This is a genomic window from Arthrobacter ramosus, assembly GCF_039535095.1.
In the GTDB taxonomy this organism is placed as follows: domain Bacteria; phylum Actinomycetota; class Actinomycetes; order Actinomycetales; family Micrococcaceae; genus Arthrobacter; species Arthrobacter ramosus.
In genome coordinates this window covers 4,555,966-4,569,861 of sequence record NZ_BAAAWN010000001.1, presented here as the reverse complement: position 1 = coordinate 4,569,861, position 13,896 = coordinate 4,555,966, and the positions used below count along the sequence as shown (strand labels likewise).

The following is a 13,896-nucleotide window of genomic DNA, read 5'->3' as shown; positions in this document are numbered from 1 at the left end:
CGCTACAGAGCATCGGGCGGCACTGGAAGGCGGACGGCGAGGCCGCGCAGGAAGTCCTCGATGGCGTCGGCGGCTGCGGAGGATCCGCCGGCACCGCGCACCCGTGCACTCATCGCCTCGAGGTTGCCGCGGATCGCCTTGTCGCCGCTGACTGCAATGACGGTTTCCCGGATCAGCTCGGGGGAGAGCCCTTCCTGTGGGAGCCGGCGCCCGAGTCCCAGGTCCTCCACCCGGCGTGCATTGGCTCCCTGTTCGGGCTGCAGCGGGAAAGCTACCAACGGAACCCCGAAATAAAGCGCCTCCATGGTCGAATTCATCCCGGTGTGGGAAAGGAAAGCGTTGGCGTGCGGTAGGACTTCCAGCTGCGGAAAGAAGGGCCGTACCTCAAAGTTTTCCGGGATCTCCCCAAGCTCGGACTCCTCGACGCGCTCTCCGATTGCCATGGCAACCTGCCAGTGGGTGCCCGCAAATCCTTCCAGGCACATCCTGAAGAAATCCGGCCGGTCATTCAACGGTGTGGTGCCAAGCGAGACGAACAACAGCGGCCTGTCCCTCGTCCGGGGCTGCCAGGCCTCCTCGTTGCCCCGCAGGCCGAGGCATGGGCCCACAAAGTGGAACCTGGCATCGAATGTCTCTCCCGAGGGCTGGAATTCCCTCGGGATGAAGGAGATGTTCAGCGTTGCAGGAGGGCCTCCCATGAATTGCAGATGGCCAACGCCATGCTCCGCAGCGAAATCATTGATCCGCTGACTGGCCTGTTTCCAGGCCTCGACCATGCCTGGCGGCGGCGGGCCAGGCATGAGATCCCGCATCGAGAAATGTTCATTGGTGGCATAGCTCGGAAGCAACGCAATATCGGGCAAGTCCAGCTTCGCGGCAGCCATCTTCCCCGAGAGCGTCATCGCGTCGTAGCACACCCCGTCCGGCGGATCCTCGGCTAGCCGAGCCAGCAGCGCCGGGAATTCCTCCCTTGCGCCCTTGAGAATCCGTTCAAGCAGTCCCGACATCATTCCGGACGCCATCCCGGCGAACATCCCCGCCATCGGTGACGGCGCCGGGCCGCCATCTGCCGGCGCCGGGGCGCCATCAGCGGAATGTTCGCGCGGGGGAAGGAAGGCCGCCAGGTCCTCTCCACTGGGAAAGAATACGGCGCCGGCAGATTCGACCGCCTTCGAGTACTTCGCCGAGGTCGCATACGTGACCCGGTGGCCCCGGCGAACCAGCTCTGCGACCACTGGCAACGTCGGGTTCACATGGCCCGCTGCAGGCAAACAGATGAAGGCTATGTGCACAGCGCCACTCCCTTCCGGCTCCCAACCTTCGCAAGCTCAGGCCGGGGCCCTCGCCGGAGGGGGCCCACCTTCCGGCTCCCAACCTTCGCAAGCTCAGGCCGGGGCCCTCGCCGGAGGGGGCCCACCTTCCGGCTCCCAACCTTCGCAAGCTCAGGCCGGGGCCCTCGCCGGAGGGGGCCCACCTTCCGGTCACAGAACAGTAGATGCTCAGTTCGAAAGGTCAGTGGCATGAACGCTGCGCCGGCGCGATTTCAGCCCGGTCTCCAACTTGGTCCGCACCTCGCGCTTCACGCGGGCGGCAAGCTCCGTCTCATGCATTTCAAGGAAGGTCCGGACCGCTCGCGGATCCCACGGCACCAAGGACCGCAACGCCCAGCTAACTGCCTTGACCACGCTGTCGTCGCGATCATTGATCAAGATGCCGACGACGCCGAGCGTCCGTTGCGTATCGCCGGTTCCCCATCGTGATCTCGTGTTGAGCACGGTAGTGGAGACAAGCGCTATGCGCCGCCACCAATGGTCCGGGTTCCGCGCCCAGCGGTCGACATCGGCGTCCGAGATGAGCCCTTCGCGCCACGCGGGTCCGACTAAGTCGGTCGCGAAGGCATCGGCCTGGCCCCAAGTAGCGATGCCTTCTCCTAAGTGTTCAAGCCGGGCTGGCGTCAGCTCAGCGAAAGCCGCTCGATGGGAATTGATGAATTCCCATCCCTCCCAGTCAAAGCCAGCTGCTACAAGCCCTTCGGCGAGACTGAAGACGACGGCGGCGTCCATCGTGGCGATTTCCGCGGAAACCCTGCGGCGGACGGTGCGGAAGCTCGCGGCGTCGTGCTTCTCCAAAGCGCGCAGTTCGTCGAGGACGCGCGCCAACAGTTGCCCCGGTTGAGTATCCCCCGGAGGGACGAGCACTCCGTGCGAAGCCACTTTCGGGCCCCCGATTTCGCAGGCTGAACGCTACTATGCGGGGGCGTCGTCGGTATCCGGCCCTTCGGCAGGTTCCTGGCTATGAAGGCCGGTATCGTGGGACACCCAGCCCTCGGTTTCCCCTTCAGCAGGGGCGTCACTGTGGTGCCGGACGTCGTTGGACTCTGCTGCTTTTTCCATTCCGGATACTTCCTGTCCTTCGTTGGACTGTTCCCGCGAACGCCTTAAAGTCTACGCCGGGGAGGGTGCGTGTGGCCTAGGCTAGGCCAAGGAACTACCGAACGAATCCAACGGCTGAATGCAGAGGTGAAAAATGGCAAAGCGACCCAACCAGGCAGTAAAGATTGCGCAGGAAACGGCGCACAACGCCATGTTCGACGCCAGCGGCAAAGCCAAGCCCGGTGTCCACAATGTGCTGCTTCGGGCCGTCGAGGTCCAACGTCCCCTTGTCTTGGCAAACCTGCGCCGCCTGCAGCGCAAACACCCGCAGGCCACGGCGGCGCAGCTGGCCGCCAAACTGGAGCGCGACTACCTCGCCGCAGTCACCGGCGGGGGTGCCGCCGTCGGGGCAACCGCCGTCGTGCCCGGTATCGGCACCGCAGCCTCGCTGGGCCTGTCCGCGCTTGCCACCATCGGCTTCCTGGAAGGAACCGCGCTTTACGCCGCTTCCCTGGCCGAGCTCCACGGCATCCGCCTGACCGATCCGGACCGTGCTCGAACGATGGTCATGGCCATCATGCTCGGCGAGGAAGGCACCGCCCTGCTGGGTGCGCTGAGCGGACAATCGCTCGGCAAAGGCAAAGGCGTCACGCAGGCCTGGGGCAAGACCCTCACCAAAAAGCTGCCTGGCGGAGGATTCGGGGTCATTCGCGACGCCATCCAGCGTGCCTTCCTCAAGCGCCTCGTCAGGCGCCAAGGCGCCGCTTTCCTCGGCCGTGCCCTGCCTTTCGGCGTGGGGGCCGTGGTGGGCGGAGTCGGGAACCGTGTCATGGGGCGTGCCGTAGCGGCCTCGGCGAGGGAAGCATTCGGTCCCATGCCGGACATCATTCCGGGCGAGCTGGTTCCAGCCGCCCGCCGGAACGCGCTGGAAGGCGGAAATAGTGGATCTCAACGCTGATTCGGGTGAGTCGTTCGGCTCCTGGACCATGGGGAACGACGCTTCAATGTTCCGGATTGTCAGCAGTGCCAACGTTGCCTGCGGCTTCCACGCCGGGGACCCGGTGACCATGCTGGACACCTGCCGTGCCGCCTTCGAGCTCGACGTCCGGGTCGGCGCCCACGTGGGCTACCGGGACCTGCACGGCTTCGGGCGCCGAGCGATGGACATGTCCTTCGATGAGCTCTTCGGCGACGTCCTTTACCAGCTTGGCGCCCTGGACGGCATGGCGCACGCGGTGGGCGCCTCCGTGGACTACGTCAAGCCCCACGGTGCCCTGTACAACAGGATCGTCAACGACGTCGAGCAGGCCGAAGCCGTAGTGGCCGCGATTCACGCCTACGATCCCGGGCTACCTGTCCTTGGCCTGCCGGGCTCGGCGCTGCTGCGCCTCGCCGAGGAATCCGGGCACCCGGTGTTCCGGGAGGCTTTCGTGGACCGCGGCTACATGCCGGACGGAACGTTGGTGCCGCGCTCGCAGGAAGGCGCGCTGGTGCACGACGCCGCCGCGGTAGTTGAGCGGGCCGTGCGCTTTGCCGAGCGGGGCGAGGTGCTGGCCGTGGACGGCACGGTGGTCCGGGTGAAGCCCGATTCCTTGTGCATCCATGGCGACACCCCGGGTGCTGTTGAGCTGGCTGCGGCGGTGCGCGCTGGTCTTGAGGAAGCTGGTGTGGAGATTGAATCGTTCGCCTGACCGGACGCTTCTGCCCTGCGGCGACAGCGCCTTCTTGGTGGAACTGCCCGGACTCGCCGCCGTCGTCGCGTACTACCGCGGGCTGACCGGGGCCGGCACGTCGGCCGGCGTTTCAGCGCCGCCGGGGATCATCGACGTCGTGCCCGCCGCCCGAACCGTCCTCGTCACCTTCGATCCCGAGACGATCCGCCCCTCCGAAGTCCGCAACTGGCTGGAGTCCGCGGAACCGGCAGCGGGGGTCTCGGGCTCGGGCCGCGAAGTGACCATCGAGGTCTCCTACGGCGGCCCCGACCTTGCCGAGACGGCACAGCTCCTCGGCATGAGCGAGGCCGAAATGGTCACGCTTCACACGGGCTCGGAGTGGACGGCCGCCTTCTCCGGCTTCGCGCCCGGCTTCGTGTACCTGGTCACCACGCATGAGCGGCTCCGCGTACCGCGTCGAAACACTCCGCGCACGGCCGTGCCGGCCGGCTCGGTTGGCCTCGCAGGCGAGTTCAGCGGCGTCTACCCGCGGTCCTCTCCCGGGGGTTGGCAATTGATCGGAACCACGACGGCGGCACTTTGGGACGCGTCCAAAGCCGAGCCCGCGGCGATCCGGCCGGGTGACCTGGTCCGGTTCGTGGAGGCCTGATGGGGATCGTAGTGGTGAACCCCGGCCCACTCACCTTGGTGGAGGACCTTGGCCGGCACGGCTGGGCTTCGCTGGGACTGAGCCCTTCCGGCGCCCTCGACCGGCAATCACTCCGGCTTGCCAATCTGCTGGTGGGGAATCCTGCGGAAGCTGCCGGTCTGGAAATATTGCTGGGCGGGCTTCGCCTGAGGTTCGTCACGGCGTCGACGGTCGCCGTGGCAGGCGCGGAAGGAATCGTGACGCTCAACGGCGCCGAGATTCCGCTGAACCAAGCCGTGCGGGTGGCTCCGGGTGCGGTGCTGGATTTCGGTGCTCCGCTGTTCGGACTGCGGTATTACCTTGCAGCGCAGGGCGGCATCGATGTGCCCAAGCTCCTCGGCTCAAGAAGCACGGACATGCTCTCCGGTGAAGGCCCCGCGCCGTTGAAACCGGGCGGGCAGTTGGGAATCGGGCGTGTTTCCGTGGGCAACGGCCTGGTTTCCGGAACGGATTCCGTTCCCGGGCACGGGTCCGGACCTGGGGCCGGATCTGGGGCCGGCGCGGGCATTGGGACCATCAACAGTGCGCATGCTCTACCTGCCATCCGCCGCGCTCCTGATCCTGGGCGGGCCATCACAGCCCGCGTGGACCGCGGCCCCCGGGCAGACTGGTTCGACGACGACTCCTGGCGCCGCCTTGTCAGTCAGGAATGGACCCTGTCGCCTGATTCCAACAGGATCGGTGCCCGGCTGGTGGGCCGTCCGCTCACCCAGACCCGCCTCGAGGAACTGCCCAGCGAAGGCATGGTGCTCGGCGCACTGCAGGTTCCGCCTTCGGGACTTCCAACGGTATTCCTGGCAGATCATCCCGTGACGGGTGGCTACCCCGTGATTGCCGTGGTGCGTCGCGCGGATCTGGACTTGTTAGGCCAAGCCCGCCCCGGCCAGCGGATCCGTTTCCTGGGCTGAGGGTTCCCCCTCCACTGGACATGCGCCTCGCTGGTACGCACGCCGCGTTGGACATGCGCCTTCCTGGGTATCTGGAGTGGACATGATGGGATTATATCCGTTGGTCTGGGGCAGGGCTGGGCATGTCCCGTGCTGCCTGCCGGGTACCCACATTGGACATGCGCCTTCCTGGGTACGTGGAGTGGACATATTGGGATTATGTCCAATGCTTGCTGCGAGCGGTGGGCATGTCCCCTTGTTGCTGGCGGGCTAAACCCGCGTCAGCCGAACACCAAGTGCGCCACCGCGAAGATCGCGAGTCCGGCCAGCGATCCCACCACGGTGCCGTTGATGCGGATGTACTGCAGGTCCTTGCCGACCTGGAGTTCGATCTTTTGCGAGGTTTCCTCAGCATCCCAGCGCGCGACGGTGTCCGTGATGACCCCCGCGATGTCGGAGCGGTACGTTTTGACGAGGTACCCGGCAGCATCACCGATCCAGGCATTGACCTTGCCGGCCAGCTCGTCATCGCTGACCAGCCGTGAACCGAAGTCCCGGACGGCGCTCTTGAAACGCTGTGTCAGTTCGCTGTCGGGATCGTCGACGGCGGTGAGCAGGGCGTCCTTGATGGTGCCCCACGTGCGGGAAGCGAGTTCGCGGACCTCGGGATCACCAAGCACCTGGGTCTTGATCGCCTCGGCCCGCGCAATCATTGCAGGATCATGCTGAAGATCCTGGGCAAGATCGCCGAGGTATGTATCGATCGATTGGCGGACTTGATGATCGGGATCCTGCTGCACCGCCCGGATGAACTTGGCGATTTCGTTGTAGACCCGGTCGCCCACGATGTCGTCCACGAAGGACGGAACCCAGAGGGGCGAACGGTCGGACACAAGCCGGTTTACCGTGGAGTGGTTCGCTTCCACCCAATCCGCCGCGCGGTCAACCAGCAGATCGACGAGCTTGTGGTGGTGGCCGTCGGCAAAGATCCGTTCGGCCATCCGGCCCACGGGTGGTCCCCATGGCGGAGTGAGCAGGTGCTTGCGGACCATGCCCTCGATCACTGCCTGGACGTCGTCGTCGTTCAGCACGGTGAACGCTCCGCGGATCAGTGCTGAACCTTCCTTTGCGATACGCTCCGGGCCGCCCGGGGAAGCAAGCCACTTGCCGGCTTTCCGGGCGATGTCCACGCTCGCGAGCTTCTCCTGGACCACCTGCTCGGACAGGAAGTTGGTCTCCACGAATTCCCCAAGCGAAGCGCCGATCTGATCCTTGCGTCGCGGAATGATGGCCGTGTGCGGGATTTTCAGGCCCATGGGGTATTTGAACAGGGCCGTGACGGCGAACCAGTCGGCCAACGCTCCCACCATGCCGCCCTCGGCAGCGGCCCGCACATATTCCATCCATGGATATTGCCTCTGCAACGCGAAAGCAGCAGTGAAAACCACGGCCATCGCAATCAGGAGCGCCAGCGCCACCGACTTCATCCGACGCAGGGCAGCGGCCTTTTCGGCGTCACCGTTTCGTTGCCCGACGCCGGCCGCAACCGTGGAGCTGTTCATGGCACCTGGGCGCCGGGTGGCCTCCACGGCCGGGTCACTATTGCTGTCCGTCACCGGGATTTGTTCAGAGTTCACCTGCATGTGCCCAGCGTAGCCCCGTCGCTGTCATGGGCGTGGGCTACCGTATCCCCATGACGAATGACGAGCCCGGTCGCCCAGACCAAAGCACGGAGCAAAACACGCGGCCCATGGTCTACGCCCACCGCGGAGCCAGCGCCGCATTTGCGGAGCACACGCGTGCCGCATACCTGAAGGCAATCGCCGACGGGGCCGACGGCGTCGAGTGCGACGTTCACCTGACCAGGGACCAGCACGTGGTCCTGCTTCACGACGCAAACCTGGACCGTACCTCGGACGGCACCGGTCCCGTGGCCGAGAAGACGCTCGAAGAGTTGCGGCAGTTGGATTTCTCCTCCTGGAAGGGCGCCCGGATTCCGGACCAGTACGGCGCAAAGTCGGACCAGCTCCTGACGCTCCCGGAGTTGCTGGACATCCTGCGCGATGCCGGCAGGGCCATCGGCCTGGCCATTGAGCTCAAGCACCCCAGCCCGTACCAGCTCAAGCTTGAAGACCGCGTGCTCGAGCTTCTGAGCAGCGAAGGATGGAACGCAGAGACCTCCATTCTGGACAACATCCAGGTTTCCTTCATGAGTTTCAGCCCGGATTCCGTCAAGCACCTGCTCCAGTTCGTTCCCGCGGAGCACATCTGCCAGCTGGTGGACGACGTCACGGTGGAGGAAATCCGCGATGAACTCGGCCTGGGCGTCATCACCGGGGGAGCGGTGGCCAACGTGATGAAGGCAGCCCAGCAGGAAGGCGAACGGATCCTGGACGACTGTGAGGTCGGACTGGCCGGCCCGGGCATCGACTACGTCCGCAAGCACGCCCGCACCGTCCAGCGCTGGCTTGAATCAGGCCGCCGCTTCCGGGTGTGGACCGTCGATTCGGAGAACGATGTAGCCCTCTGCCAAGGCCTGGGCATCCACGAGATCACCACGAACAAGCCGGCGCAGGTCCTGGCCCAGCTTTAGGGCCCACTGGTCCCCACCGCCACCCTCGCCTCGCAAGCTCGGCCAGGGAACCCTGGCGGCGTGGGCCCCGCAGTTGTTGTCGTTATCGGGCGTGATAACGACAACAACTGCTGGTCAGATGACCGTGTTGCTGAGGGTTCCGATGCCGCCCAGCGTGATGTCCACCCGGTCGCCGGGCTGAACAGCCACGAAGGTGTTCGGAGCTCCCGTCATGACGATGTCTCCCGGCTCCAGGGTCAGCCATTCGGTGACGTAGACGAGGCAATCCGTGATGGAGGACGGCAGGTTGAAGGAGCCGGACCGGGCCTTGACCTCGCCATTGACTACAACCTCGGTACTGACGTTGTCCGGGTTCTCGATCTCGGTCTCGATCCACGGTCCCAGTGGCGTGTAGTTGGTGCCGGACTTGCCTTGGAAGAGCTTTTCGTCGACCTGGTTTTGATCCACGTTGGTGACGTCGTTGACCACGGTGTAGCCCAGGACGTGGCCCAGGGCGTTTTCAGCCGTGAGCTTGTCCGCCCGCTTTCCGATGACGGCGGCCAACTCGCCTTCCACGTTCACCGTGCCCGCGTTGCGGGCGGCCACGATGTCGTCACCGGGGCCGGCGATGCTGTGCACGGACTTATGCCAGGCCTGGATGGGCAGCGCGTGGTTGTTGTTGCCCAGGTTGTGCCCGATTCCGAGCACCACGGATGGCCGGACCGGGGCGAGGAGCTCGGCTTCCTCCGCGGAACTGGATTCTCCGGTGAAAGAAAGAACTTCGGCAAAGGGATCCTCGATGTGGTCCCAGCTTCCATTGCGCAGGACGGCGTGCGTCGGGCCGGAAGGGGTCTGTAGTCGGGCGATGCGCATGGAACTCCTCGTTGAATTTCTTGTTGCGGGGGGACGATGGCTGTGGCGGTGCCAGCCACGGCCTAAAGAAAAAGATACACCATACTGAACTTAGTCCAGTATTTTGAACGGCAAGGAGTTGCCTACGCTCTGCCCAGCAGTACTCCGGTTACCGCGCCGGGCAGGGCTGTGGTTGCATGAATACATGCCTTTTTCATGGTCCGCCCGGACAACCCAGACAATCTCCGCGGCGGCCATGAGTGCACTGTTACTCGTGAGCGCCAGGAAGCACTTTCAGCAGCCGGAATTCTTCGCTCCGGTCGTCCCGGACTATCTCTGCCGCGAGGACTATGCGGTCGGAGACGCCGAACTCGACGTCCGCCAAGACAAGGCCAAGGCAGCCGCACCGCGGAACGGCGCTTTGGCGGTCATGTCCCGGGAGGAATGGATCGCGGTGAGCGGACTGCTTGAGGCGGCTGCCGCCGTCGGGCTCCTCATTCCCGCCACGCGCAAAGCCGCAGCCCGCGGCACCGCGCTGATGTTCACGGCATTCCTGGCCGGACACGTGGATGCGCTCCGCCGCGCATATTCTCCCGCCGGGACTGCATCCGCGCGGCGGATTCATACCGTGCGCCTACCTTTGCAGATCCCCTTGATCCTGTGGGCATGGAGCTTGGCTGGAGCGAAACGGGGCGTATGAAACTCCTCGAATCCCCGGCGGTGAAGGTGGGCCTCTCCATCAGCATCGCAACGGGCCTCTACGGCATCTCATTCGGGGCGTTGGCCTCCGCCTCCGGGTTCAGTTTCTGGCAGACCATGGCGTTCAGCCTGCTCATGTTCAGCGGCGGCTCGCAGTTCGCCTTCATCGGCGTCGTGGCCGGCGGCGGTTCCGGCATTGCGGCCATGACCGCGGCCGCGCTGTTGGGCTTGCGCAATGGCATCTACGGGATGCAGATGAATGCACTATTGCGCCCCAGCGGTTGGCTCAAGTACCCGCAAGCCCACATCACCATCGACGAATCGACGGCCACTGCCTCGGGACAAAGTGATCCCTACGAACAGCGCCGTGGCTTCTGGACCGCCGGACTCGGCATTTTCGTGCTGTGGAACATTTTCACGGCTGTCGGCGCCCTGGCCGGCGACGCCTTGGGCGATCCCAAGCAGTGGGGGCTCGACGGCGCCGCCGTGGCAGCGTTCCTGGGCCTGCTCTGGCCTCGGCTCAAGGGCCGTGAACCCTGGGCGATCGCCGCAGCAGCTGCTCTGGCAACCATCATTGCGGTCCCGTTCGTTCCAGCGGGCGTGCCCATCCTCGTGGCCGCCGTCGTGGCCGGGGCCATCGGCTGGTTCAGCCACGGACGCAGTGACGAAGGCATGGAGCCCGATGTCGATCCCTACCCGCACGGTCATTCAAACGCGGACCGTGCCAGCCGCGAAAGGAACGCCGAATGAACCTCTGGCTCTGGATCCTCATCGCCTGCGGACTGGCGTACCTCACCAAGCTTTCTGGATATTTCGTGCCGGCGAAACTGCTGCGGAGTCCCCGGATGATGCGCGTGGCCGGCACGATGACCATCGGCCTGCTGGCGTCTTTGACCGTCGTCAACGCGGTGGCATCCGGTCAGTCCCTGGCCTTCGACGCCCGGCTCGGTGCGCTGGCATCGGGGGCCGTCGCGCTGTGGCTCCGAGCCCCGTTCCTTGTGGTGGTCATCGTCGGATCGGCGGCTGCCGCCTGCCTGCGGCTGCTCGGCTGGCGCTGAACCACCACGCGCGGTTCCAACCGTCGCCGCGGCGACCAACGCCGTCGTGCGCTGGTTACTGGAAAGTCATCCCGGGGATGGGGGTCTGCTGTGGCAGCGGGCGCGACGGTCGTTCGGTGCGGATGGCGTCCTCAAGCAAGGCAACCGGCCGTTCCCAAGCGCGGGACCCCGGCTCCATGGTGTCCACGGCGCCGATCAGCATGGCAACAAGGCGCACCATGTCCTCAATGGAGATGTCCCGCCGCAGCGAACCCTGGCCCTGGCCGCGGGTGAGCAGTTCAGCCATGGAATCGATCAAGCCGCCTGTGATGCCCACCAGGAGTCCGCGGCGGCCGGCGACGGCGCCCAACAGGTTCGCGTCTTCGCTGGCAACCTGCACCACGGCGTCGATCACGTTGATGAGCCCGACGGCGGCATCCATCCCAGCGAGGGCATCTTCCACGACCGGGTCCACATGAAGCCTGAGTTGCCGCGACAGGGCGGCCAAAACGAGTTGTTCCTTGTCAGCGAAGTTCCGGAACAAGGTAGCCGGGCCAACACCTGCGGTGGTGGCGATCGTCTGCAGGGGAACCTCCGGGCCCAGCTCACGGAAGCACTGGCGGGCTGCCGTGATGATCTTGTCTACATTGCGCGCAGCATCAGCTCTAAGTGGCTTGCGTTCCAAGGGCCGGTCCATGCTGCTCACAGTAGCAACGGAGGGGCTCCAATCACTTTTGTGACATTCTTGCCCGTGAAAGACTGGATTCATGTTGCTTGCCTTTTCAGTTGCCCCGTCCGGCCAGCCCGCTGCTGGCGCCGTATCCGTTGATGGCTCGGTGCACGACGCCGTTGCCGAGGCCGTGAAGATCGTCCGCGATTCCGGGCTCCCCAACCAGACGGACTCGATGTTCACCACCATCGAGGGCGAGTGGGATGAGGTGTTCGACGTCGTCAAGCGCGCCACCGAGGCCGTGGGTAAGTACGGGAACCGCGTTTCCTTGGTGATCAAGGCGGATATCCGGCCGGGATACACAGGGGAACTCACAGGTAAAGTCGAGCGGCTGGAGCGTGCGATCGATGAGGCGGGCGAATAGTCCCTGACGTGCTTGGAGATCTGGACGCCACCGCAAACCAAACAGATGCGCGGTAGACATCGTCGCTAGCAAGGTGCAGTCCGTCACGGGTCCACGACGTTCTGCACGTCGGTCTCCGCGTTAGGAAATGTGCCGGGACCAGAAGGCGTCCTGCGCCCAGTTTTCGGGCACGCCCATCCCCGCGAGGTTCATCCGCGGGCGGGCGCTGACGAGACTGTGGAGGCGTCGCGCCCAGCTGCTGCGCGGTGATACCGCGTCGAGCACGGACTGCAGCGAGACGAGGACGGGATAGAGGCGCTTCCTCGACCGCTCCGGCAGGGCGTCCTCACCCCTCAGCCACGAGACTGCGGGCGAGGTCGGGATCGCGGGGTAGACACCGAGGCCGACGTTCCACAGCCGCCCGTGGTGCGCGCAGATGTTCCGGAGGCGGACATAGCTCTGCAGCCAAGACTCCAGCACCGGTGCAGTTAGGCCCATGCTCCTCGCGACTGCGGTCCGATCAGAGCGCAGACCCAGGTTGCGGTACACACTGGTCAGTTGGCCGATGGTCAGCGCCTCCACCATGAGCCAGGAGGGCGGCAGGTCGGGCGAGCCGTAGGTTGTCAGGTAGTGCTCGAGAGCCGAGCGATGGACAAGCGAGTCCTCGCCCGCATCCGGCGATCCGCGCAGCCGCTCCGCGCACGTGTCTCTGACGATCCGCAGCAGCCCCGGGTGCCTGTCGCGGTGCTGGAACCGCGCTGGGTCCACGTACCAGTGCGGATCCCCGTACGCTGTCGACATGTGGTCAGTGAGCGCCGCCCGCACGGCGACCTCGACGCGCTCCAGCGCATCCATGACCAGCAGCCGGAGCGCGCGGTCGAAGACGTAGAGGTCGAGCACGTCGTCGAACGCAGTCTCTTCGCGGAAGAGGTGATCGGGCCGCCCCTGCTGGAAGGGAATCGTGTATGGCGAGAGCCGGTAGTAGCCGATATGCCGCAGGTACCTGGCGGCCCTGCTGGCATCGGGGATCCGCAGCCCCCGCTCGGAGAGTCGGCCGACGAGCTCGTCGAGCGTCATCGGCGGCTTGTTGTAGCTGAACCGGCCGCGTGGACGCGGTGGTCGGGACATCGGCACTCCTCTTGGCCCGTGGCAAAGAAAATCCCCCAAGTGCGCATCGTGGAGAGGCGTGGGGGATGTAGTGCGGCAAGTGTAGCACGGTCACCGAGCCAACAAGATGTACCTCCGTATAACAAATGTTGTTATAGCCCCGGCGCGGAACCAGCGAGTAGCTCTCCCTGTGAGCCGGTCCTTCCCTCCGCCCCGTGCCCGGTGCCAGACTGGGGCCATGTTTGAACACAAGGCCCAGCCTGACTGGGTGGCCGTCGAGGAATACTTGTCCAGCGCCGTCGTCCGCCCGAACGCCGCGCTCAAACACGCGGTGCAGTCCGCCCTCGACGCCGGGATGCCGCCTATCGAAGTTGCACCCAACGCCGGCAAGCTGCTCAAGATGCTCGTGCAGCTGTCCGGTGCGCGGCACGTGCTGGAAATCGGTACCTTGGCCGGCTTCAGCGCGATCTGGATGGCCCAGGGACTGCCCGACGACGGCCGGCTGGTCACGTGCGAATACCTCCCGAAACACGCTGAAATCGCCCGGGCGAACGTGGACATGGCCGGGATCGGCCACAAAGTAGACATCCGGATCGGCCCGGCATTGGAGACACTTGCGGCGCTGGCCGACGAGCCCATGCGGGACGGCCCGTTCGACTTCGTCTTCATTGATGCCGACAAGGAGAACGATTCAAACTACCTGGACTGGGCCATCCGGCTCGGGAGGCCGGGCACGGTGATCGTGATGGACAACGTCATCTGGGAGGGCGCCATCCTGGATCCTTCCATGGACGAGGCAAACGCTCCGGGCATCGTGGGGGCACTGGAGATGATGGGCAAGGATCCGCGCCTCGACGCGACGGCAATCCAGACAGTTGGATCCAAAGGATGGGACGGCTTCGCGATAGCCCGGGTGGTGTGACGCTAGGCTGTGCG

General features: G+C 65.2%; 17 protein-coding genes. 10 read left to right on the top strand and 7 right to left on the bottom strand.

Annotated elements, in window-relative coordinates:
• Positions 1-2: 2 nt before the first annotated feature.
• From ABD742_RS21060 to ABD742_RS21050, 3 genes are all read right to left on the bottom strand, one after another.
• Positions 3-1,292, bottom strand: coding sequence for a macrolide family glycosyltransferase (locus tag ABD742_RS21060; RefSeq protein ID WP_234754028.1), 1,290 nt, complete (start codon positions 1,290-1,292; stop codon positions 3-5).
• 207 nt (positions 1,293-1,499) lie between these two features.
• Entirely contained in the window at positions 1,500-2,213 is a 714-nt protein-coding gene (locus ABD742_RS21055; protein WP_234754027.1) for a DNA alkylation repair protein, read from the bottom strand.
• A gap of 33 nt (positions 2,214-2,246) precedes the next feature.
• Positions 2,247-2,393 (bottom strand): hypothetical protein, encoded by a 147-nt coding sequence (locus ABD742_RS21050; protein WP_234754026.1) that lies wholly within the window; start codon positions 2,391-2,393, stop codon positions 2,247-2,249.
• Between the two features lie 133 nt (positions 2,394-2,526).
• Between ABD742_RS21050 and ABD742_RS21045 the strand changes: the two genes are divergently transcribed.
• Genes ABD742_RS21045 through ABD742_RS21030 form a run of 4 tightly spaced genes read left to right on the top strand, consistent with a single transcriptional unit; the run spans position 2,527 to position 5,641 of the window.
• Complete coding sequence (locus ABD742_RS21045) at positions 2,527-3,330, top strand: hypothetical protein (protein WP_234754025.1); 804 nt, start codon at positions 2,527-2,529, stop codon at positions 3,328-3,330.
• Positions 3,314-4,063: a LamB/YcsF family protein gene (locus ABD742_RS21040; protein WP_234754024.1), complete on the top strand. Its 750-nt coding sequence runs from the start codon at positions 3,314-3,316 to the stop codon at positions 4,061-4,063. The genes ABD742_RS21045 and ABD742_RS21040 overlap by 17 nt, the downstream gene beginning before the upstream one ends.
• Positions 4,038-4,694 (top strand): 5-oxoprolinase subunit PxpB, encoded by a 657-nt coding sequence (gene pxpB / locus ABD742_RS21035; RefSeq protein WP_344788927.1) that lies wholly within the window; start codon positions 4,038-4,040, stop codon positions 4,692-4,694. The genes ABD742_RS21040 and pxpB overlap by 26 nt, the downstream gene beginning before the upstream one ends.
• Positions 4,694-5,641, top strand: coding sequence for a 5-oxoprolinase subunit C family protein (locus ABD742_RS21030; RefSeq protein WP_234754022.1), 948 nt, complete (start codon positions 4,694-4,696; stop codon positions 5,639-5,641). Before pxpB ends, ABD742_RS21030 begins: the two co-directional genes overlap by 1 nt.
• Positions 5,642-5,901: 260 nt before the next feature.
• Here the strand turns inward: ABD742_RS21030 and ABD742_RS21025 are convergent, their stop codons facing one another.
• A complete protein-coding gene (locus tag ABD742_RS21025) occupies positions 5,902-7,182 on the bottom strand; it encodes a DUF445 domain-containing protein (RefSeq protein WP_372460982.1) in 1,281 nt (426 codons plus the stop codon).
• Positions 7,183-7,370: 188 nt separating this feature from the next.
• On the opposite strand from ABD742_RS21025, the gene ABD742_RS21020 reads away from it, so the two are divergent.
• Positions 7,371-8,213, top strand: coding sequence for a glycerophosphodiester phosphodiesterase family protein (locus ABD742_RS21020; RefSeq protein ID WP_344788924.1), 843 nt, complete (start codon positions 7,371-7,373; stop codon positions 8,211-8,213).
• A 114-nt stretch (positions 8,214-8,327) separates the two neighbouring features.
• Here the strand turns inward: ABD742_RS21020 and ABD742_RS21015 are convergent, their stop codons facing one another.
• Positions 8,328-9,065 (bottom strand): fumarylacetoacetate hydrolase family protein, encoded by a 738-nt coding sequence (locus ABD742_RS21015; RefSeq protein WP_234754019.1) that lies wholly within the window; start codon positions 9,063-9,065, stop codon positions 8,328-8,330.
• A 184-nt stretch (positions 9,066-9,249) separates the two neighbouring features.
• Between ABD742_RS21015 and ABD742_RS21010 the strand changes: the two genes are divergently transcribed.
• From ABD742_RS21010 to ABD742_RS21000, 3 genes are read left to right on the top strand one after another with little or no spacing between them, the layout of a single operon-like run.
• On the top strand, positions 9,250-9,744 hold the full coding sequence (locus ABD742_RS21010) for a DoxX family protein (protein WP_234754018.1): 495 nt from the start codon (positions 9,250-9,252) through the stop codon (positions 9,742-9,744).
• Positions 9,741-10,493 (top strand): AzlC family ABC transporter permease, encoded by a 753-nt coding sequence (locus ABD742_RS21005; RefSeq protein ID WP_234754017.1) that lies wholly within the window; start codon positions 9,741-9,743, stop codon positions 10,491-10,493. Before ABD742_RS21010 ends, ABD742_RS21005 begins: the two co-directional genes overlap by 4 nt.
• On the top strand, positions 10,490-10,801 hold the full coding sequence (locus ABD742_RS21000) for an AzlD domain-containing protein (protein WP_234754016.1): 312 nt from the start codon (positions 10,490-10,492) through the stop codon (positions 10,799-10,801). Before ABD742_RS21005 ends, ABD742_RS21000 begins: the two co-directional genes overlap by 4 nt.
• 55 nt (positions 10,802-10,856) lie before the next feature.
• Here the strand turns inward: ABD742_RS21000 and ABD742_RS20995 are convergent, their stop codons facing one another.
• On the bottom strand, positions 10,857-11,477 hold the full coding sequence (locus ABD742_RS20995; RefSeq protein WP_234754015.1) for a TetR/AcrR family transcriptional regulator: 621 nt from the start codon (positions 11,475-11,477) through the stop codon (positions 10,857-10,859).
• A 70-nt stretch (positions 11,478-11,547) separates the two neighbouring features.
• Between ABD742_RS20995 and ABD742_RS20990 the strand changes: the two genes are divergently transcribed.
• Positions 11,548-11,874, top strand: a complete 327-nt coding sequence (locus ABD742_RS20990; RefSeq protein WP_234754014.1) for a thiamine-binding protein — start codon at positions 11,548-11,550, stop codon at positions 11,872-11,874.
• A gap of 120 nt (positions 11,875-11,994) precedes the next feature.
• Here the strand turns inward: ABD742_RS20990 and ABD742_RS20985 are convergent, their stop codons facing one another.
• Positions 11,995-12,930, bottom strand: coding sequence for an Abi family protein (locus ABD742_RS20985; RefSeq protein ID WP_344788919.1), 936 nt, complete (start codon positions 12,928-12,930; stop codon positions 11,995-11,997).
• 268 nt (positions 12,931-13,198) lie between these two features.
• Between ABD742_RS20985 and ABD742_RS20980 the strand changes: the two genes are divergently transcribed.
• Complete coding sequence (locus tag ABD742_RS20980) at positions 13,199-13,882, top strand: O-methyltransferase (protein WP_234754012.1); 684 nt, start codon at positions 13,199-13,201, stop codon at positions 13,880-13,882.
• Positions 13,883-13,896: the final 14 nt, after the last annotated feature.